The sequence below is a fragment of the Sutcliffiella sp. FSL R7-0096 genome, from assembly GCF_038595065.1.
GTDB lineage: Bacteria > Bacillota > Bacilli > Bacillales > Bacillaceae_I > Sutcliffiella_A.
The window spans coordinates 1,340,225-1,359,826 of record NZ_CP152003.1 but is presented as its reverse complement, the minus strand read 5'-3'; the positions used below and the strand labels follow the sequence as shown (position 1 = coordinate 1,359,826).

Sequence of the window (19,602 nt, the reverse complement as noted above, 5' to 3'; positions counted from 1 at the left end):
AAATTCAATCCCGGAACGAAACCGTTCCGACCATATTGTTCCTGCTAAATGAAAATATCGAGTTTGCTACCCCTTCCGATAACTTTTTCTTGAACTGCTGATGACAGGTGAAAAAGATAAATTGATTGCCCTGTTCAGCCAAACGGTTCATCAATTGGATAGCCAGGTCTGACCGTTTCTGATCAAAATTGACAAAGCTGTCATCCATCATGAATGGAAGTGTTTGCTCTTCACTCCACACCTGTGCTACCGCAAAACGGATGGATATATATAATTGTTCAACAGTGGCCTGGCTTAACTCTTTTGGTTCAAACATTGTACCGTCCTTGTGTTCCACTATAATTTTTCTCTCAAGTTTGGTGTCATGGACCCCTACATAATTGCCTCCTGTTAGGAAACGGAAATGTTCTGATGCGTGATCTAAAACTTTCGGTAACTTTACAGTCCTGTAAAAGTCCATGGTTTTTGTGAGAAGGTGCTGAGCGGTGGCATATACCGCCCATTTGCGAGCATGACGCTGTAATGTGCTTTTGGACAACTCAAATTGTTGGACGGCCTCCGAATAGGTACCACCTTCCTCTAACTGCCGAATTGTTTCATAGGTAGCCGTTCTTTTTTCAAGCAGGTGCTGGTAGTTTTCATTCAGGTCAACCAGTTCCCGTTCAAGTCTTTCCTTATCCATTTTCCAGATGTCCAAAGGTTTACTTTGTTCAAGTGTGACTTGATAAGCGCTTTCCATTTGCTGCAATTGACTGAGCACCAATGACAGATCTCTTTCAAGCTCCTTTTTTTCTAGTCGTTGGTGGCTTTTCATCCGAAAGGCATCTTCTTCCTGCACACCAGCCTGTTCAAACAACTGGTGAATCTGATTGCGTGCGTCCTCTATATGAACTTCTAATGTAGTAGACTCCTCTTCTAATAAGGAAATGCTTTCCTGAATTCTTTCTACTTTTAGCTGTTTACTTTTCTGTTCGTCCATTTTCTTACCTAACTGACTCAGAGCCTCTTCAGGCGAAGCATATTCATCCTGCCAGTCGATTTCTTTCACCAATTCTAAAAGCTGACTCGTGAAATCCTCCATTAATAGTTCATAATGCTTCCTTTTTTCTATTAATCCCTTCTTCTCTAAAATAGCAGTTTTCAGCTGGGTTACCTTTTCAAAGGCTTCTTCCATAAAGGGGAAGGGTATGTGGGCAAGGCGAATGGATTCTGCCCACTTCTGCCAACTCTCTTCAAATTGGAAATTCTCCTTTTCCCATTCCTCGTACTGATGAATAATTTTATTGTATGCCCGTTCACTTTGAGAAAGTAACAGTCTTTCCTTTTGCAAAAGATGATTTACTTGTTCATCCTTTGCCAAAGCCTGCTGGTACTCCTCTAATTTTTCATAGGTACCGGAGGAAAAGAACTTCGCCCGCAGCTTTTCCAGCTTGCTTTCTAATTCTTTTTTCTCTTTTTCTAAACCTATCCATACTTCTTCTGATGCATTTTTCCTGACAGCTACATATGAAACGATGCCAAAGACAAGAAAGAACAATAGGGATAAGAAAAGCTGGTTTTGTAAAAATAAAGCTATTGCTCCTGCAAAGCCGAAAAAGAGAATTCCCATAGCAGTATATTGGTTGTTCTTCTTTTTGGCACGTTGTACTTTTTCTTGACCTTTCAGTTGTCTTTCTAATTGATGGACAAGCTGTTCCGTTACAGCGATATCCTTTGACAAACTATTCTTCCCCTGTTCTGCCACAGATTTTTTCATCCGCAATACTTCATCCGCTGGGAGTAGCTCTTTCTCCAGGGTTTCTACCCTTTCCTCCTGCATTTCCAGTTCGTCCTTTGTAACTTGGAACTGATCATCCAGTCGCTGTTTTTGAATAGAGAGCTTGTGATTTTGTTTGATGAGTTCCTTCAGCATCGCTTTGGTACCCAAGCTTGTATGGAGTTCTTCTATCGTTGCCTCTTGAAATCCGCTCCAATCCAAATCCCTTTTCCAGTTACCAATCTGATAATCGTATTCTTCTATCTCTGAAGAAAGTAGCGCCAACTGACCTTTTGCCTGCTCATAGCTTGGACGTTTGGATAACAAGTTTTCTAGTACTTCTTCTTTATACAAGAGCTGTGAATTCACATGTAGTTCTGCCAGCTCTTTTTCTTTGCTCTTCCTATCTTTTGTTAATTGTTCTAATTTCGCCTGATAGAAACCTAATTCTGTTTGTGGCTTTTCCAGTCTGGCCAATCCATCCACCGGTATCGAATCAACATTCCCCAACTTTTCCATCTGATCTTGAAGCAATTCAGCTTTATTCGCTAAAGGTTGGATGGCTAGCATGGCCTCGGTATATTTTATTTTCTTTGTAATATCTTCTTTATTCCGTAGGAGTGTTTTAAAATCCTCATCAAAACGTGTTACATCTGTTTGGAGCTGTTCATATTCTTCCATCTTCGCCTTCCATAGTTGCACCGTTTTTTCTTCTTCTTTTAGTCTATTCAATAATAACTTATTGATCTCAGGTTTTCTTCCCTGGGGCTTGAAGCGGTCCTCCTGTTCTTTGTTTAACTGATTGGAGAGCTTGTGAAGCTGGTCACTTCCTATCAACCCTGATGAAAAAAGATAACTTCCTAGCTGTTCTGCATCGATCAGTTTTAGATTTTGCAGATCCATTATATTAAAGGAGAAAATCCCCTTATACATCGTTTTATCCAATCCGCCCAGAATATCGTCTAAATCACAATGATTTCCCTGTTCATCCAAAACGGTGACATCCCCTGAAGACCTACCTGCAACTCGCTCGATCGTAATAGAACGCATATCCTTTGTCTCAATGATCACTTTCCCGCCATATTTATGTCCTTTTTTTGGAAGATATCGTAAATCCTGCTGATTTTTAGCAGGAAACCCAAAAAGGACTGCATGGATAAACGCCATGATTGTTGATTTTCCCGCTTCATTTTCTCCGTAGAACACTTGAATGGCCGGAGAGAAGTCTTCCACCAGCACATTCTCCAACTTCCCAAATCCATAAATATGTAATGCTTTGATTTTCAATCCATTCACCTCTTCTCGCTTTCCAGGAATCTGGTAACAAGCCATTGCTCCGCTTCTTTCAGAATGGCGTCCTTCTCTTCTTTATCCAACGGCTCAAGATAGTGCCTTGCTCCTGAATGTCGGTATAAACTGGATAAGACCTCATCCTGATCTTCCATCTGTTCTACTATGGAATAAAAATCCCGATAGAAGGTCTTTTCCTTTAAGCCTTCCTTGTTGAAAGCAACTGTCGTCCTAACCTGTAGGGAGTATATGTATAAGAAAGGTTCTCTGGTGTCCTCCCCTTCATTTAGTAGGATTTGCAGGTCCTCCTGCTTGTGTTCATCTTGAAGGGATTGATGCAGATCTCCACTGTCTTTATAAATCAATCTAATCAATTTGCTTTTATCTGCTTCTTTATGGGTATCCAATGCTTTTCTTGTTACATCCATTAGCTGATCTAGTGTCTTTAGTCCTGTGATGGAAATCTCCACTTCCTCCCAAACGATAGGAGAAGTTTCAACATATTGAATTTCTGCTTTCCCTCCGTCGGTCAGCTCCACAATATAACAGCCCTTTCCTCCTGTCTCCTTTTTGTGCCTTCCTTGGATATTGCCGGGATATACGATGGGAGGATTTAAGTGAAGAATTTCTCGTTTATGTATATGGCCAAGAGCCCAATAATCGAATTCCTTTTCCAGAAGTTCTGAGACGCTGAATGGTGCGTATGGGTCATGATCTTCCCTGCCGGACAGATTTCCATGGAGCATACCAATATGAAATGGGACACTCGTATTCGACTTTGTATAATGATTGGTCATACTTTCTGTCATATGCCTTCTGTTATAGCTGAAACCATAGATGTTGGCCAGATGCTCCCCATTTTTGATGAAAGGCTCGCAATCAACCGTTTCATTGAAAACATGTACGTTTTCAGGATATCGAAAAAGGCGATGGCTTTCTGTCAGGTAGTCATGGTTTCCATGAATGATGTAAACTTGGATCCCCGATTGCCTTAGCCGTATAAATTCCTTTCTTAGCTTGGCTTGTGCAAACAGACTTCTTTGTTCCAGGTCAAATAAATCCCCAGCCAAAAGAAGCAAGTCCACTTCTTTTTTTATGGCCATATCAATGAGATTTGTCAGTGCCAGGAATGTGCTATTTTTTATTTGATGGAAAATCTCAGGAGGAAGATGGGTCAGCCCTTTGAATGGACTATCCAAGTGCAAATCTGCCGCATGTAGAAAGCGAATTTTTTTCATCATTTAATTTTACCTCTTATTTTTAGTCTTTCTCTTATTTTACCACGGACGAAATACGAATGCACGTTCGGTTCGATTAGTTTTATAAAAGAAGAAAAAAGCATATGGGATTCTACATCTCAGTCCCACATGCTTTTTTCCTACCTATCTATTTTTTGTTAGTTGCAAAGCCTTTTTGATATCTTTTAACGAGGATGATTTCCCATACATCAGTACGCCCCCGCGATATACTTTAGCCCCAAAAATGGCCAATAGAACAATCGTCGCCATCAAAAGACCAATGGATAGACTGATCTCCCAAAGAGGAACATTTAACATCCCTACTCGAAGGAACATGATCATTGGTGCAAAGAAAGGAATGAATGAAGTTACCTGGATAAAGGAATTGTCAGGATTTCCGAGACCGAACATGGATATCATGAAACCTGCCACGATCAATAATGTCATCGGCATGATCATTTGTTGAATCTCTTCAATTCTGCTGACAAGCGAGCCAAGGAAAGCGGCAAAAGTTGCATACAGGAAATATCCTAACAAGAAGAATACAACCGCATAAACAAAAGTTGCTACAGGCAGATCACCGACGCCAAAGAATTCGAACACTCCACCTGCTTCCGTCATTCCATCCAGATTGCGGCTCAGGGAGGAGTACCCGATGATGATCCAGAACGCAAGCTGCGTTAAGCTCAGCAAGGCAATTCCTAATATTTTTCCGAACATATGCATAATCGGGGATGCTGATGAAATAAGTATTTCCATGACACGGGAAGATTTCTCTACAGCCACTTCCGTTGCTATCATGCTAGCATACAGAATGACAGAAAAATAAATCACAAATAGCAGAACATACACCAAACCACGAGCCTGATTAAGCTCCTCGGCAGACTTTGCTGATTCCTCCAGTGCCACTACATCAAAGGAGATGGGTGTATATAATTGAGCAATTTGTTCTTGTGATAAACCAAGTTGGCTTGTGGCCAGCTCATTTTTCACTTGTTGAAGCATAGTTTCCACTTGCACCATCGTTTGTGAATCGGTAATGGAGGCAGCTTTGTACACCCCTGAAGGCAATCCATCTAGATCGGTAGAGAGGACAAGAAGCCCATCGTACTCACCGTCTGTAACCTTCGTCTCCGCGTCCTCTTCATTGCTTACCATATTCAATTTCAGGTTGCTGTTTGGAGTCGTGGAAAGCTGCTGTTTCAATAGTGGGGCGATGGTGTTTTCCTCATCGTAGACAGCAACCGTTTTTTCCTCCTCTTTGTCAAAAATATCAATAATAGATTGGATATTTGTAACGCCGATAATCAATACGGTAGTTATCAATGTGGAAATGATAAATGACTTAGATTTCAGTTTGCTCATGTAGGTGTGCATTAAAATGATCCAAAACTTATTCATGATAAGAAGCACCCACCTTTTCTATGAAAATATCATTCAAGGACGGCTCTTCCAAAATGAATTTCCTGATATAGCCTTTACCCGTAATCTCTTGAAGCAGTGTCTGTGAAACATCTTCCTCGTCGACCTGAAGGATCATTCCTTCTGTTGTCTGCTTTGTTTTTGTCACACCGGGCACATTTGCAAGGAAACCCAAATCAAAGTCTGCATGAATGATGACATTTTTCTTGCCAAATGAACGCTTGATGTCTCTCAAAGATCCATGTACCACCGGTTGACCATGATGCATGATGCACAGATGCTCACACAGCTCCTCCACATGCTCCATCCGGTGGCTGGAAAACACGATGGACGTTCCTTGTTTCTTAAGGTCCACTACCGCTTCTTTCAACAACTCTACATTCAATGGATCTAAACCGCTGAAAGGCTCATCCAATATCAAAAGCTTTGGATTATGGATAGTTGAAGCGATAAACTGTATTTTCTGCTGATTCCCTTTTGAAAGTTCTTCCACTTTTTTGTTCAAATATTCCGGCACCTTGAATCGCTCCAACCAATAGTCGAGCTGTTTGAGGATATCCGCTTTTTCCATTCCACGCAATCGGCCCAAATAAATCATCTGGTCCTTTACGGTCAGCTTCGGATAAAGCCCCCTTTCTTCAGGTAAGTATCCGACCAGGTGACTCTCTCTATATGTAATCGGTTTGCCAGCCCAAGATACATTGCCTTCCGTCGGCTCCAGCAACCCAAGAACCATCCTGAATGTGGTTGTCTTACCGGCACCATTCGCACCTAGAAAACCAAACATCTCGCTCTCAGGTATTTCCAAGGTTAAATTATTGACGGCCACATGCTTGCCGAATCTCTTGGTCACACCTTCTATCTTTAATGCCATGTCGTAATCCCTCCTATGCTATCTGTTACCTATACGTTTATAGTAGGTGAATAGTTTCATAAAAGTCGAATCTTTTTTCCATGGATCGTAACTATCACTTTTACAATTTGAAAGTCTTCTAGTAGAATAAAGATAATAATGAATTGCTATTCAGTCAGAAGACATGGAGGGGACTTAGATGGGAAAATATATGTTAACGGCCTTTAGCAAAAGCGGGGAGACACTTCTGGATGAAAGCTTCGAGGCTGCTTCAGAAAAAGAGGCAAAGGTACTAGGGGAAAAAAGATTGGAAGAGCTTAACCTTTTGGACACTACGCACCGCTGCACAAACGCAAGCGGAAAACTGGTTCTTTTTCATAGGTAATGATAAATATGCACAACAGCTTGGAGACCTGCACTATTATGTCTCCAAGCTTTTTTTGTTCCATCGTTTTCTGATAGCGATCGTAGTAAAGAAAAGCAATCCCATAACCAACGAGCAATATAATACCAGCTCGGTGGTGGACAATGACAGCACTTTTGCCAACGATACCGAATATGCCAACACAAAGGATGTGAACAGCTTGGTCATGGATGCAATCAGGAGAAACCTCTTGAAAGAAACCGCACCGATTCCGGCCCCTACACAGATAATTTCGTCTGGTAGAATCGGAATAATGAATAAGAGACCCAAAATGACAGTCTCGTTTTTCCCCACATAATGTTGATACCTTTTTAGATGATGATCCTTTACTAGTTTAGAAGCAATACCCATCCCACCATATCTTGCTATAAAGAACATGATAATGATTCCGAGTAGAGTGCCTGAAAAACTTAGAAAGGTAGCGTTAAGTGCCCCAAAGGCTACACTGCCGGCAGGAATGGTCACGGCCTCGGGAATCGGTAAAATGATTGGTTGTGCCAGGCACACAAGAAAAAAGATAAGCTGGGCCATGGAGCCATAGTCTGTCAATATACTCTCAAGACCCTGCTCCTCCGTTATCACCATGATTTTTGTAATGTAATAGATAACCAACATGAGGAAGGTTAATCCTGTTAGGACGTAATAGAATGATTTTGTTAGTTTGAAGTAATATAGGTTTTTGCTAAAAATGAGGCCAGTATCAATAAGTATTAGGAAAGTGATTATTGTTAAAAAAATAATCTTATAGATGGGTAGCAATGTTGGCAAAAAATTCACTAGAATTAGGATGGATATGCTAGCTAACAGTATATGTGTCAACACTTTTATTGGGACCTTGCTTGTTTCGGTTATTACCATAAGAACCACTCCGTTTTGTCTTGTGTGTTAAGTATAGAGGATTCTCTATTACTTCATAATGTACCGGAGCAGTATGTGAATATACGACTGAAGGCTTAGGGGTTTCCTAAGAATCACTTGGATGGTGCGAAAATAAAAGCTGCTCCCTAAATTGGGTGCAGCTATCAAAGGTCACTTTCCTGAGAATTGAGGCTTTCTTTTTTCAACGAAAGCCCTTATCCCTTCTTTATGGTCTTGTGATTGCCTCATCCTACGCTGGGCATTCTTTTCTAACTCCAGAATTTGCTGTAGACGTGGCAGGGATTGTTTGGTGAAAATTGTTTTTGTTTCTAACATTGCTTGTAATGGTGCATGGAGAATTGCAGCAACTCTTTTGGAGATTACCTCCTCCATTTGATCTCCTGCCAAAGTGTCCACGATGCCTAAATGTAGGGCTTCTTCAGCGGAGATTGTCTTTCCTTCCCAAATCATTTGTTTGGCCTTCGCCTCCCCAAGGCGCTTTTCCATGAAGAAGTGACCGCCACCGTCAGGAATTAATCCGATTTTGATAAAATTCATGGCAAGCTTAGTGGAGTTGTGGGCAACAACAAAATCACTTGCAAGAGCAAAGCTTAACCCCAGCCCTGCAGCGGCACCATGAAGAGCACTGATGGTGATTTTAGGCATGGTATAAAGCTTGGTGACGATGGAACCGATCGTATCCATCACCTGGTCGAAGTCTCCCCCTACATTTTCCTGAAGCATCATTTTGATATCCCCACCGGCACTGAACGCATTTCCGCTGCCCTTCACCACCAACACTTTTGCATCATTGTTTGAAACCTCTTCCAGTACACGTTCCAGTTCCTCAAGCATCTCTACATTCATCGCATTCAACGACCCCGGCCTATTCAACTCCAACACCACAACCGGTCCCTGATTCAACACATTAACCGTACCCATACCAACACAACCTTTCATATTATCTAGTTTTAGTTTGAATTTTCAGAAATATTAAAGTTCTGTGAGGGGTCAGACCCTCACAGGAGTTTAGCTCTTAATCTCGAATTATACCTTTACTGTTGCCTAGGAGGACTTGTTTGCCTTTTTGGTTGGTGTAGATGGATGTTACGCTGACTTGTTTGTAGCCTTCTTGTTGTTGGACATTGGTGAGGGTGGCTTCACAGGTGATGGTGTCTCCAGTAAAGACGGGACGGAGGAATTCCATGTTCATTTCTCTTGCGATGTAGTTTAGGTCTCCCCCTATTTTGGTACCAATACTTGCAGTCAATAGGCCATGTACCATTAAACGGCCATGCTCATCCTTTTCCACATGATGCTTGCCTTGATCTCCTGAAACCTCTCCAAATTGAAGGGTTTCCTCCACAGTGAATGTCCTGGAATAAGTCAGTACTTCTCCTGTTTCAACCTTCATCCCATTACCTCCTCTTTGATATATAACTAGTATAATATGAAAACGCTTAAAAATGAATGATTATTCACTCATTTAGTTAAAAAAATGGCTTTGTTGATATCCGCACTAGGCTTCGCTTTCCTAGGGGCGTTTGGGGAGCATCCTCGGCTTGCCTGCGGGGTCTCCCCTAAAACGCTAACTCCCTCATGACAAGGAAGGCTTCGGCAGCAATACATTCGCAAGAAGAAAATGCGGTAGCATTTCCGAGGAGTCTTCGCCTATTGCTCCAATCAACAGCTAGGTTACTGCAGCAAAAATCAACAGTATGCTTTAACAGAGCCAAAAAAAGTGGGGACTCGCCCCACCTATCTGTACTAATATTATTATTTTGAGAACAACTCTTCCAATATCCGAATTTTTTCATCAGTATAATGTTCAAAGCCATCATTGTAGGATTTAGGGTCTTTCGGATTGGCAAAGCGAGTTATCCTCCCTGTTTCAGGGTGAACAAACTTACTTGATGCCCCACACCCCAGTCCGATGATCGTTTGTTTCTCTTCCATGATCATGATGTTATAGATGCTATCCTGGCCTGGCAATGCATATCCTACATTCTCCAAATTGCCCAAGATATTTTTCTGGCGATATAGATAATATGGTACATAGTTGTGATTAGTGGTCCACTCAGTCGCCATATCCATCATCTTCCCGATTTCATAACGGTCTGCCACCTTGTAGCGATTTTTATTCTGTGTCATTTCAGAAGCTCGTTTGAAGGATAATGTATGGACCGTCAACGATTCGGGCATCAGCTTTTCCGTCTCTTCCAGTGTGTGGGCAAATTCTCCCACCCCTTCACCAGGCAGGCCAATGATCAAATCCATATTGATATTATTCATTCCCATTTCACGTGCAAGGTGGAATTTATCAATGGTTTCCTCCACGGTATGATGGCGACCAATCGCTTTCAATGTTTCTTGTGTATAAGACTGCGGATTGATACTGATCCGATCAATATTCCATTTTTTCAACACTTCCAGCTTCTCCGGCGTAATGGTATCCGGACGTCCTGCTTCCACTGTCACTTCACGGACCTTTTCCATGTCTGGGAACGAAGCATACATCTGCTCATAAAGCATATCCATCTCTTCTGCCGTGATACTTGTAGGGGTACCCCCGCCGTAATAAACAGTGGTGATCTTAATGCCTTTTTCTTTCAACCAGGCACCGATAGCATCAATCTCATGATGTAGCCCCCCAAGGAAGGAGTCCACTTTCCCCTGCTTTCCATTGATTGCATAGGCAGGGAATGTGCAATACGCACATTTTGTCGGACAGAATGGTATCCCGATGTAAATGCTGACCTCTTGCCCTAAATCATGTAAATCCGGTACTACATCAAGCTGCCGATCCACAATCTGCTGCATCAACTCTATCTTTTCATCTGTAATTAAATAGTCTTCTCGCAGCTGTTGGTGGACTTTTTCTTGAGGTTCCCCCTTCTGAAGCTTAGAGTGGAGGAGTTTCGTTGGACGGATTCCTGTTAAGATCCCCCATTTCTGAATGATACCCGTATGCTCTTGTAATAGGGTCAAATAAACATAGGACACTGCTTGTTTTTTACGGCGAAAGCTCTCTTTCTCATCAGAATCGACAAGATCTTTTTCGTGGGAACAGGATACCCCCCCTAATACACCATGTACTGCAAAAACGGAACCTCCGTTTTCTTCGACAGTGAAGGAAACTTCCAGCTCAGAGGAAGTATCTTCCCCAAGCACCACTTCTGTTTCCTCAAAAAATAAATCCGCAATCAATGACAACGGACGCTGATATCTATCATCATGTAATCCTTTAATAGCAATCTTCAAGTTAATCACCTTTCACACTTGCTTTGTTTCTAGCAAGATTTTCACTTCCACTAGTGTAACGGATGTAGTGCCCGCATATCAAGATAATACCACTGGAAAAGAACCATGCTTCCTGTTTTCTGTTATATGGTATGGATGTATTCGGATCTTGGGTTCCATACGCCCTCTATGAGTCCCGTTTTCTCTACCATCCTGATTCTGGGTTTCATAGAAATCCTTCTTCACTACCGTAGTAACCCTTACAATCAAAAAAATAAAGGCAAACCCCATTTTCAGAGTCTGCCATTATCATTCTATATTTTCATTTTATTTAAGAACGCAATGCGTTGCTGTTTGCGGAAATGTTCTTTGATCATATATGCTACACCGTTTTCATCATTGGTCCTGGTGATCCAATCGGCAGCCTGTTTTACTTCTCTCGGGGCATTGCCCATTGCAACCCCAAGTCCAGCCACCTCAATGATTGGCAGGTCCTCCATTGTATCCCCGATGACAACCATTTCCTGTGGCGGGATTTTCAGCACTTCGCCAAGGGTGAGTAAACCATCCATTTTTGTGCCACCATCAGGCAGGATATCCACCTTCCCGTCAGCATGCACAAGGATCTCTATTCCTTCAAACGCAGATTTCAAGGTAGTCAATACTCTTTCCCTCTCCTCTGGTTCAGAAAAATAGACTTCTATCTTCGGAGGTGCAATCGGGTTATCGATTAGCGTATCACCCAAGGACTCGACGAACTGCATCGGATAGATCAAGGGGTCACTTGAACCAAGCACCGCTCTTGCCATTAAGTTATTGGCTCCACGAAGTCTGTTCCCAATTGAATAACGTTCGTGCAGAATCCGGACCGTACAATCATAATTTTCGAGCACCTGCACCAGGTTGAAGGTTTTATCCTCCGAAAGACGCTTCACATGAAGAGGCTGCTCCAGCTTGGTGGCAATAAATGCCCCACCGTGTGTCACCAAAAATGTATCAAGCTTCAATGATTTGGCCACTTTCTTTGCAAAAGCAAAACTACGGCCGGTCACAAGTGTAACGTAGACTCCCTTGTTTTTCACATACTCTATCGCTTCTTTCGTTTCCTTTGCCAATCTTCCATTCGATTTCAATAGCGTTCCATCAATATTGATGGCGAGCAGGCGGTATATCATGGAGAGACCTCCTTATCTAAGATGTTTGTACTTATTGATATGAGTATGAGGAAATTGGGGGAAATAGAACATTTGGGTATGAGGTCAAGAAAAAAACGCACTATTTAAAGTGCGCTTTCCTACCGTTTTACTATTCAATTAGTTAGCAGAATCTACATTGCTATATAATTCTTCAAGAGGCTTCATGATGATCTTGTTTAGTTCGCTTACCATCATGCTCATTTGTTGCTCTGCTTCCATAAGCTTCGCAATCGCTTCGTTCTGTTGCACAACTGCAACTGTCTTTTGAGCTTGCTCTACTTCCTCTTGAGTAATTTCTTGGCCGCTCATTTGTTTTTGTTGAAGCTCTAATTGAATGTTGCGGAAGTTTTCGAACATTCTTTTAGTCGTCTCGTCTGCAAAAACCTCTCTATATAAAGATTGTAAATTTTTGAATTCATCACTTTCTTTTACTGCTGTTTCAAGGTTGTACGCTACATCATAAACATTGTTTGCCATTTGTATGTCATTCCTTCCTTTTTTGCCCATCTTCCAGGCGTGCTAGTGACCAGTATAACAAACCTGCCATTGCCATACAAACCAAAAGGGTTATTTCAAACAACCGCCTGTAGATTTCCATTCCAGGTGTTCGCTTTCCGCGGGATGGTGCTTGAGGCCTCCTCACAACACTTGGGGGTCTCAACCAACCGTTATTCCCCCCGCTGGAGTCTCTCACCTTGCACTTCAATCTACAGGGGGATTACTTACTCCTAAAGGAAAAGCACGAGCAATCCTTGTAGGAAACCTATCAGTCCGCCCAATAGAGCACCAAGGTACGTTATTAATTTTAATTCTCGGCGGGATACGGAGAGGACCATTTCCTCGACTTCCTGCAGGGAAAAGGACTCCACCTGATCTCTCACCACTTCCTCAAGTTTCAATCTTACGAGCAGTTCTTCCAGTTTCTCAAGCAAGAGTTCGCTGCCTGTGGAAAAAGCGGCTGGAACTAATTTCTCCATCATCCATGGATAAATTGGTTTGATCGCTTCCTTCACCGTTTTGTTCATCCATTTTGGTACATCCACCGTGCGCTCGACCACTGTATGGAGGGAGGAAAGGATTGCTTCCCTGGATATTTTCTTTTCCAGATCCTGAACTTCCATCTGCTTCAGTTTGTTCCATTCCCTATACAGAACACTTATTAGGACATCTTTCGTTCCATCATGCTTAAGGAACTTGATGATCTCGGGTTGTACCTTATCTACAAGGGGATAGTTGCCCATGAACATCTGCACGACACTTCCCAATTTTCCACGGGTCGCGATAAAGTCATTGATCATCTTGGTTAACTGCCGCTTTCCTTCCACACTATCAAAATGATGGATAGCCTTCGTCAGGATAAATTCTGACACTGCCGGAATATTACGTTCCACCGAATGCATCAGATTTGCCGGCACTACTTGCTGAATGGGTTTAGTGCGTAACCCTTCCATGACCTCTTCGTATTTGCTCTCAACAATTTTGTGTAGATTCTCCTGGAAAAGTGTTTCGGCGTTGTCTATGCCGAATTTCGCCAATACTTCCTGCACGCTTATCCCTTTTTCAAGATAACGGTCGATCTCTTCCTTTATCCATTCTTCTGACTTTTCCTGAAACGAACTGTTCACCAATCTTCTTTTCATGCTTTCAGCTGTCAGGAGATGCTCCATGACAAGCTTTCCAAGTTGATCAGCAAGCTCTGATCTTCTTTTGGGAATCAATCCGGGAGTAAATGGTACTCTCTTGCCGAACAGAAAAATGGGACTATATGGCCGGAATAGCATCCGAATTGCGAGGGAGTTAGTAACGCCACCTATTAACGCACCAATTCCCACCATCAACACAATGACTAATAATATATCCATCTATCAGAACCTCTTTCCAATCACCGATTTATCTTTGTTTCAATACTATACATTGTGGGGATATTCCCCAAGTCTCTCCAACTGTTGCCTAACCTTAGACGAAAAATGAGGGAAAAACATGAACTTTCAAGCAGTCAGGGTAATTCCTATTGAAATTGAAAAAAAATCACCTGTACCAATTATACAAATAAGTGGAGCTTTGGCAAAAAGATTAAAGCTTCCGGAAGATATATCCATATGTACCGTCCAATGCAGTCGGAATACAATTACATGCAATATCGTAAACATCAATATAGAAGGAAACCTGGTAAGAATGGACAGAACCATCCAGGAGTCGTTGCTTCTGTTTGAAGAAGAAAGGACGTATCTTATCACCTATGATGCTGAGTCTAACAAGCTTCATATCGGCCCTGTCATCGCCCTTCTTACAGAAATATCCGTAAAAGAAGATGAGCAGATCGACCTTAAATCCATTGAAGACTATTGTATGGAGCTTGCAAACTATTCAGAAGATATCGGAGTCATCTTTTATGTATTTACCTTTCATAAAGAACTATCCAAAAAAAGCATGGAAGGGTTCTATCTGGAAAATAACATGTGGAACAAAGCACTGCTCCCATTTCCTCAGGTCGTTCATAACCGACTCCATAAACGTACGAATGAGAAGAGTGAAATGTTCCGGGAATTTACCGACCAATTACAAGAATGGAGCATCCCTTATTTCAATGCTCATTTTCTCAATAAATGGACCGTCCATGAGCAGCTTGCCGAAGTGGAACATTTGCTTCCATACCTGCCTGATACGGCACTCTTTTCTGCTAAGCGTCTTGAAACATGGCTGGAAACGTATTCTGTGGTGTTTTTAAAACCGATCAATGGCAACCAGGGAAAGCAAATCTTCAAAGTTTGTAAAACTTCAGAAGGCTATAAATTGGATTACTCTTCCCTTCAACAACAAGCATCTCAAACATACAGCAGTTTCCATGATTTGTACAAGCGACTTTCCCCCCATATCAAGAAAAGGCAATACATCCTGCAGCAAGGCTTGAATCTGGTACATCTTGATGAAAGACCGGTGGATTTCCGTTATCTGTGCCATCGTACCGAAAATAATCGTTGGCAGGTCACCTCCACCACCGCCAGGGCATCCAAAAGCGGTTCATTCGTTTCAAATCTTGCCCAGGGAGGGGAGATGCTATCTGTCAACCATGTACTGAGCGCACAATTTGATGCAAAGGAAATGCCCCAGATCCGTAAGCACCTGAAAGAACTGGCCTTGGAAGTCGCGATGGAAATAGGGGCTGTTTCTGAAGGCATCTTCGGGGAATTGGGCATTGACCTCGCGATAGATAAAACCGGTCACCCTTGGATTATTGAAGTAAATACAAAACCGTCCAAAAACTTGGATCAACCCCAAAGCACAAGGACAATTCGACCTTCTGCAAAAGCTGTCATTCTCTATTGCCTAAACCTTATTCATGAACATTTAAAGGAGAGATAACATGATAACCCTTGGTGTCCTCTCGTTTTCACAACCTACCCCCTACCTTACGAGAATTGCGGAACATGCGATAAAAAATGGCGTCAGGACTTGCATCCTTTCACCTGCTCAATTAACAGGAAATCCTTCTATTGTGAATGGACTGTTATACTCTCCATCTAAAGAGGAATGGGAGAGCACGTCATTTCCCATTCCTTCTTTTATCTACGATCGTTGTTACTATGGAAATAAAAAGACACGTCTCTTCAAGATCCATACAGAAACACTGAAAATGAGGGAGGATGTACACTTTCTGGGCTATGGCCTGCCAAATAAATGGGAAGTGTATCAGTCACTATCTTCCCTTCCAGAATTAGAGGCTTTTTTCCCAACCACAAGAAAGTTGACAAGTGTGGCTTATTTTTTGTCCCATTTTACCCACCACGACAACTGGTTGATCAAACCGATAAATGGATCGCAAGGAAGGGGCTTGATAAAGGTGGAGAAGGTTAGTGGGCAATACGTCGTAAAGGAAGTGGTGCAGCCAGGAGAACAACTCCATGTATTCCGGTCTGAAGCCCATTTGAAAAAATGGCTACATATTCGAATGCAGCATGTTGACTATCTTTTTCAACCTTTTCTTCCTTTGCAAAATAAAAAGAATGCACCCTTTGATTTGAGGCTCCTTCTTCAAAAAGACGAGGAGGGGAAATGGACAGAAAGAGTTCGCGCCATCAGGACAGGTCCTAAAAACTATATCACCTCTAACTTGGCAGGCGGTGGCGAGATGCTCCCTTTTTCAGTACTTCTTCATGGAGTCTCCCCTTTAAAAAGAAAGAAGATGGAAGAGCAATTGCAAGCTATTGTTGAAGGTTTGCCACCTGCCATTGAAAAGAACATAAAGTCACTATTTGAACTTGGCATAGATATAGGTGTGGATCCCGACTATAATTTATGGATTTTAGATATTAATTCCAAGCCAGGTCATAAGATAGTAACAATGGCTTCCCCTACTGTTAAGACAGAAATCTATGAAGCCCCGAGCAGGTACTGTATGTACTTGTCGTCTATCAAAAGGTGACCTAATGGGAGTTGATGAAAATGAAAGCACTCTTACCTGTCAAATGCAGGGATGAATTAAAGGACAACCGGATCCTGGTTCCGTCCCAGATCAGTAGTATGGCAATAGAATCAATCGCCTTTGGTACCCACCAGTTTTCTTGTAATGCCAGCCTTCATAGTGGACATTCTCTTATTGTCTCCAGACCTTTGTTTGAAAAACTTTTAGTCCCATATGAAGGAAATATTCATGTGTTCGTACACGGGGGGACCTTGCACCTTGGACCATTGATCGGTATTTTTACAGCAGGGTTTACCAGTTCCATTATTCGTCCGATCGGCGAGCGTTCCTTATTTTTTTCAAAACTGCTTTCCACCGAGAGAAAAGTCGGTGCATACATGTTCCTTTTCGGCGCCAACCATATCAATTGGGAAGATGGGACCATGGAAGGTTTTATGTTTACCGAACACGGATGGTGTAAAAAGACGCTTCCCTTTCCGCACGTCGTTTATGACCGGCTTCCGAACAGACGTACAGAAAGACATAGGTTGCTAGCCCAAACACGGGAAAAGATGCAAAAGGATTATGCCATACCATGGTTCAATCCGGGCTTCTTCAACAAATGGGATATTCATCAAAAATTGATGATTGAAGAAAATATCGTGGACTATCTGCCAGAAACCCATAATGAAGTGACAATCGATAAGATGGAGAAACTATTATCCAAATACCCGTTCATCTATTTGAAACCCACCAATGGAAGTTTAGGCCTTGGCGTTTATAAAATCATCTACAATCGTGAAGAGGAAGTTTATTACGCCCGTTATAGAACAGAAGACTTTGTCAATAAACTGCAACGTTCCTCCTCGCTTGAAGGGTTGTTGTCCCATATACTTAAAAATCGCGACCTGTCAGCTTATCTCATTCAACAAGGTATTCCTTTGCTGAAAGTGGATGATTCTTTTGTTGATTTCCGCGTCCACACGAATAAGGATGACCATGGTCAATGGGTAGTGAGCGCAATGGCCGCTAAGCTGAGCGGAAAAGGCAGCATTACCACCCATGCTAACAGCGGCGGAATCATCAAGACCATACCAGAAATTTTTACCGATGAGGTAGAGCTCAAAACAGTCATCAGTAAACTTACTCATGCCTCCCTTCTAATAAGTGAAGCCATTGATACCCATATGCCTGGCTTCATCGGAGAAATAGGGTTTGATTTTGGACTTGATAAGGAACAAAGGCTTTGGATGTTTGAAGCCAATTCCAAACCTGGCCGCTCCATATTTTTTCATCCGAAATTGCGAAGTGAAGATATTCTGACACGTAAGCTTTCCATCGAATATGCGGTTTATTTGACGGAAACCTCAATAAAAAATCCGGAGGGTGTTTTTTCATGAAAGAACTATATTATGAACTAGACTCCCAGACTTGGTATCAGAATTTTGACGAAGAAGAAAAGGTGACGTTTGGAAAGTACTATTCTGTTCCATATAAAAAAGAGCATTCATCTAAACATATTAACCTCCCTTTTCTCCTTAAAGATTCTAAAGCAGGCCCTCTTGTCGCCATATTGGCCACTCCGAAACAAGAAGGCTTTGTTGGGAACGTCGGATTATTCAAACGTATACAGAAGAGCCTTCAGCAACATGGAGGCCTTTCTGTTGTAGTCACCCCAAAGAGCCTTACGGAAAATGGAGGCGATGGATTTTGTTATCTGCCTCAACATGACCATTGGATAAAGATGCGAACCCCTCTGCCAGACATTATCTATAATCGCTTATCCAGCTATGAGGATGAAAGACGATTTCTTGATCAAACGGAGAAGCTTGCATCTCTTTATCACATCCCTGTGTTCAATCCCCATTTCTTTGACAAATGGGAGCTACACCTGCAGTTGCAGGATAATGAAAAATTAATCCAGCATCTTCCGAAAACCGCACTCCTTTCTGAGGATACATTAGGCGAGTACCTTTCAACCTACCCGGCGGTTTATATTAAGAAGCGGAAAAGCAAGAAAGGAAAAGGAATCTATCTTATTATCCGGAATGGTAATACTTATTTGATGAGGACAACTTCCCCCTCAACCGTCCTGTTTCCAACCTTGGGCAAACTTGCTCGCTTCCTTCAAAAGGAGGAAGCCCTGGATTCCTATATCATTCAAGAAGCTATCTCCACTTTGCCAATGAAAGGGAAAAAGTTTGATTATCGGATTTTAGCCCACGCAAATCATAACCGTTTTACCATCACCGGTGTCGGAGTTAGGTTGGCAAAAAAACAGCAAGTAACCACCCATGTCCCTGCAGGTGGTGCCATCGTCTCAACAGATGAACTTCCAGTTACAACAGACCATGAGACCATGAATCTTCTGATAAATCATTGTGGAAAACAGCTAAATGCTTTTTATGACGAAATTGGAGAATTTTCTGCAGATGTTGGGGTGACACGTGAAGGAAAGCTTTATATTTTTGAACTGAATGCCAAACCGATGGATTTTGATGAGCCCCCGATCAAGCAGCAGGCTGCTGAAAATATTACCAGAGTGTTTTATGAGAGAACGGATTATTCCAAGCAGGAATCCACTTCATAATGTAGAATATGGTTATAAGCTATAAATAACCGACACATCAAGGGGAGGAAATTTGCTTGATTTCTCACTTCCAACTTAAACCTTTATATCAAAACAACCAACTACCTGGCTGGCACCTTTCTTTCTTCTTTAAAGGTCACGCCGTAAAAGCCGTCTATCACAAAAACGGTTCAATTGAATGGCCAGAATCGCAAGCTCTTTCCGAAGAGGAAAAACAGGCTGTCGAAGCACAAATTCATGAATTGATGCTGTTCCATGTCTATGATTGACTTCAAAAGTATTTAGTTGAAAGAATCATTTCCCCTCCTTAAGATACACTAACAACAAGGAGGG

General features: G+C 42.1%; 17 protein-coding genes. 6 read left to right on the top strand and 11 right to left on the bottom strand.

Annotated features, from left to right (window positions below; translation table 11 throughout):
* Positions 1-4: 4 nt before the first annotated feature.
* The 4 genes from MKY77_RS06950 to MKY77_RS06935 all read right to left on the bottom strand — a co-directional run bounded on the left by MKY77_RS06950 (position 5) and on the right by MKY77_RS06935 (position 6,580).
* The gene (locus MKY77_RS06950; protein WP_339149520.1) at positions 5-3,088 is read right to left on the bottom strand and encodes an AAA family ATPase; all 3,084 of its coding nucleotides are present in this window, start codon (positions 3,086-3,088) and stop codon (positions 5-7) included.
* Positions 3,049-4,287 (bottom strand): DNA repair exonuclease, encoded by a 1,239-nt coding sequence (locus tag MKY77_RS06945; RefSeq protein ID WP_339149519.1) that lies wholly within the window; start codon positions 4,285-4,287, stop codon positions 3,049-3,051. Before MKY77_RS06945 ends, MKY77_RS06950 begins: the two co-directional genes overlap by 40 nt.
* A 141-nt stretch (positions 4,288-4,428) precedes the next feature.
* Positions 4,429-5,685: an ABC transporter permease gene (locus MKY77_RS06940; protein ID WP_339149518.1), complete on the bottom strand. Its 1,257-nt coding sequence runs from the start codon at positions 5,683-5,685 to the stop codon at positions 4,429-4,431.
* Positions 5,678-6,580, bottom strand: a complete 903-nt coding sequence (locus MKY77_RS06935) for an ABC transporter ATP-binding protein (protein WP_339149517.1) — start codon at positions 6,578-6,580, stop codon at positions 5,678-5,680. The genes MKY77_RS06940 and MKY77_RS06935 overlap by 8 nt, the downstream gene beginning before the upstream one ends.
* A 178-nt stretch (positions 6,581-6,758) precedes the next feature.
* Here MKY77_RS06935 and MKY77_RS06930 point away from each other — a divergent pair, with 178 nt between their 5' ends.
* Positions 6,759-6,944 (top strand): YhzD family protein, encoded by a 186-nt coding sequence (locus MKY77_RS06930; protein WP_339149516.1) that lies wholly within the window; start codon positions 6,759-6,761, stop codon positions 6,942-6,944.
* A 36-nt stretch (positions 6,945-6,980) separates the two neighbouring features.
* Here the strand turns inward: MKY77_RS06930 and MKY77_RS06925 are convergent, their stop codons facing one another.
* The 7 genes from MKY77_RS06925 to MKY77_RS06895 form a co-directional block, all read right to left on the bottom strand.
* Positions 6,981-7,598 carry a VTT domain-containing protein gene (locus tag MKY77_RS06925; protein ID WP_339149515.1) on the bottom strand — a complete coding sequence of 206 codons (618 nt, stop codon included), beginning with the start codon at positions 7,596-7,598 and terminating at the stop codon, positions 6,981-6,983.
* 414 nt (positions 7,599-8,012) lie between these two features.
* Complete coding sequence (locus tag MKY77_RS06920; RefSeq protein WP_339149514.1) at positions 8,013-8,783, bottom strand: enoyl-CoA hydratase; 771 nt, start codon at positions 8,781-8,783, stop codon at positions 8,013-8,015.
* Positions 8,784-8,877: 94 nt separating this feature from the next.
* Complete coding sequence (locus tag MKY77_RS06915; RefSeq protein WP_339149513.1) at positions 8,878-9,255, bottom strand: MaoC family dehydratase N-terminal domain-containing protein; 378 nt, start codon at positions 9,253-9,255, stop codon at positions 8,878-8,880.
* A gap of 362 nt (positions 9,256-9,617) precedes the next feature.
* Positions 9,618-11,102 (bottom strand): coproporphyrinogen III oxidase, encoded by a 1,485-nt coding sequence (locus MKY77_RS06910; RefSeq protein ID WP_339149512.1) that lies wholly within the window; start codon positions 11,100-11,102, stop codon positions 9,618-9,620.
* A 293-nt stretch (positions 11,103-11,395) separates the two neighbouring features.
* On the bottom strand, positions 11,396-12,256 hold the full coding sequence (locus MKY77_RS06905; RefSeq protein ID WP_339149511.1) for a Cof-type HAD-IIB family hydrolase: 861 nt from the start codon (positions 12,254-12,256) through the stop codon (positions 11,396-11,398).
* A gap of 138 nt (positions 12,257-12,394) precedes the next feature.
* Positions 12,395-12,754, bottom strand: coding sequence for a YlbF family regulator (locus MKY77_RS06900; protein ID WP_339149510.1), 360 nt, complete (start codon positions 12,752-12,754; stop codon positions 12,395-12,397).
* A gap of 251 nt (positions 12,755-13,005) precedes the next feature.
* Positions 13,006-14,139, bottom strand: coding sequence for a DUF445 family protein (locus MKY77_RS06895; protein ID WP_339149509.1), 1,134 nt, complete (start codon positions 14,137-14,139; stop codon positions 13,006-13,008).
* Between the two features lie 118 nt (positions 14,140-14,257).
* On the opposite strand from MKY77_RS06895, the gene MKY77_RS06890 reads away from it, so the two are divergent.
* From MKY77_RS06890 to MKY77_RS06870, 5 genes are read left to right on the top strand one after another with little or no spacing between them, the layout of a single operon-like run.
* A complete protein-coding gene (locus MKY77_RS06890) occupies positions 14,258-15,640 on the top strand; it encodes a YheC/YheD family protein (protein WP_339149508.1) in 1,383 nt (460 codons plus the stop codon).
* Between the two features lies 1 nt (position 15,641).
* The gene (locus MKY77_RS06885) at positions 15,642-16,700 is read left to right on the top strand and encodes a YheC/YheD family protein (RefSeq protein ID WP_339149507.1); all 1,059 of its coding nucleotides are present in this window, start codon (positions 15,642-15,644) and stop codon (positions 16,698-16,700) included.
* 20 nt (positions 16,701-16,720) lie between these two features.
* The gene (locus MKY77_RS06880) at positions 16,721-18,079 is read left to right on the top strand and encodes a YheC/YheD family protein (protein WP_339149506.1); all 1,359 of its coding nucleotides are present in this window, start codon (positions 16,721-16,723) and stop codon (positions 18,077-18,079) included.
* Entirely contained in the window at positions 18,076-19,269 is a 1,194-nt protein-coding gene (locus tag MKY77_RS06875; protein ID WP_339149505.1) for a YheC/YheD family protein, read from the top strand. The genes MKY77_RS06880 and MKY77_RS06875 overlap by 4 nt, the downstream gene beginning before the upstream one ends.
* 56 nt (positions 19,270-19,325) lie before the next feature.
* Positions 19,326-19,538: a YheE family protein gene (locus tag MKY77_RS06870; protein WP_339149504.1), complete on the top strand. Its 213-nt coding sequence runs from the start codon at positions 19,326-19,328 to the stop codon at positions 19,536-19,538.
* The last annotated feature ends 64 nt before the right edge of the window (positions 19,539-19,602 follow it).

What these genes read in the sequence shown, in the direction of transcription:
- MKY77_RS06945 (WP_339149519.1), bottom strand. Translation starts at nt 4,287, where the DNA reads ATGATGAAAAAAATTCGCTTTCTACATGCGGCAGATTTGCACTTGGAT.
- MKY77_RS06880 (WP_339149506.1), top strand. Translation starts at nt 16,721, where the DNA reads ATGAAAGCACTCTTACCTGTCAAATGCAGGGATGAATTAAAGGACAAC.
- MKY77_RS06885 (WP_339149507.1), top strand. Translation starts at nt 15,642, where the DNA reads ATGATAACCCTTGGTGTCCTCTCGTTTTCACAACCTACCCCCTACCTT.
- MKY77_RS06905 (WP_339149511.1), bottom strand. Translation starts at nt 12,256, where the DNA reads ATGATATACCGCCTGCTCGCCATCAATATTGATGGAACGCTATTGAAA.
- MKY77_RS06875 (WP_339149505.1), top strand. Translation starts at nt 18,076, where the DNA reads ATGAAAGAACTATATTATGAACTAGACTCCCAGACTTGGTATCAGAAT.
- MKY77_RS06920 (WP_339149514.1), bottom strand. Translation starts at nt 8,783, where the DNA reads ATGGGTACGGTTAATGTGTTGAATCAGGGACCGGTTGTGGTGTTGGAG.
- MKY77_RS06930 (WP_339149516.1), top strand. Translation starts at nt 6,759, where the DNA reads ATGGGAAAATATATGTTAACGGCCTTTAGCAAAAGCGGGGAGACACTT.
- MKY77_RS06935 (WP_339149517.1), bottom strand. Translation starts at nt 6,580, where the DNA reads ATGGCATTAAAGATAGAAGGTGTGACCAAGAGATTCGGCAAGCATGTG.
- MKY77_RS06895 (WP_339149509.1), bottom strand. Translation starts at nt 14,139, where the DNA reads ATGGATATATTATTAGTCATTGTGTTGATGGTGGGAATTGGTGCGTTA.
- MKY77_RS06940 (WP_339149518.1), bottom strand. Translation starts at nt 5,685, where the DNA reads ATGAATAAGTTTTGGATCATTTTAATGCACACCTACATGAGCAAACTG.
- MKY77_RS06900 (WP_339149510.1), bottom strand. Translation starts at nt 12,754, where the DNA reads ATGGCAAACAATGTTTATGATGTAGCGTACAACCTTGAAACAGCAGTA.
- MKY77_RS06890 (WP_339149508.1), top strand. Translation starts at nt 14,258, where the DNA reads ATGAACTTTCAAGCAGTCAGGGTAATTCCTATTGAAATTGAAAAAAAA.
- MKY77_RS06950 (WP_339149520.1), bottom strand. Translation starts at nt 3,088, where the DNA reads ATGGCTTGTTACCAGATTCCTGGAAAGCGAGAAGAGGTGAATGGATTG.
- MKY77_RS06915 (WP_339149513.1), bottom strand. Translation starts at nt 9,255, where the DNA reads ATGAAGGTTGAAACAGGAGAAGTACTGACTTATTCCAGGACATTCACT.
- MKY77_RS06925 (WP_339149515.1), bottom strand. Translation starts at nt 7,598, where the DNA reads ATGTTGGTTATCTATTACATTACAAAAATCATGGTGATAACGGAGGAG.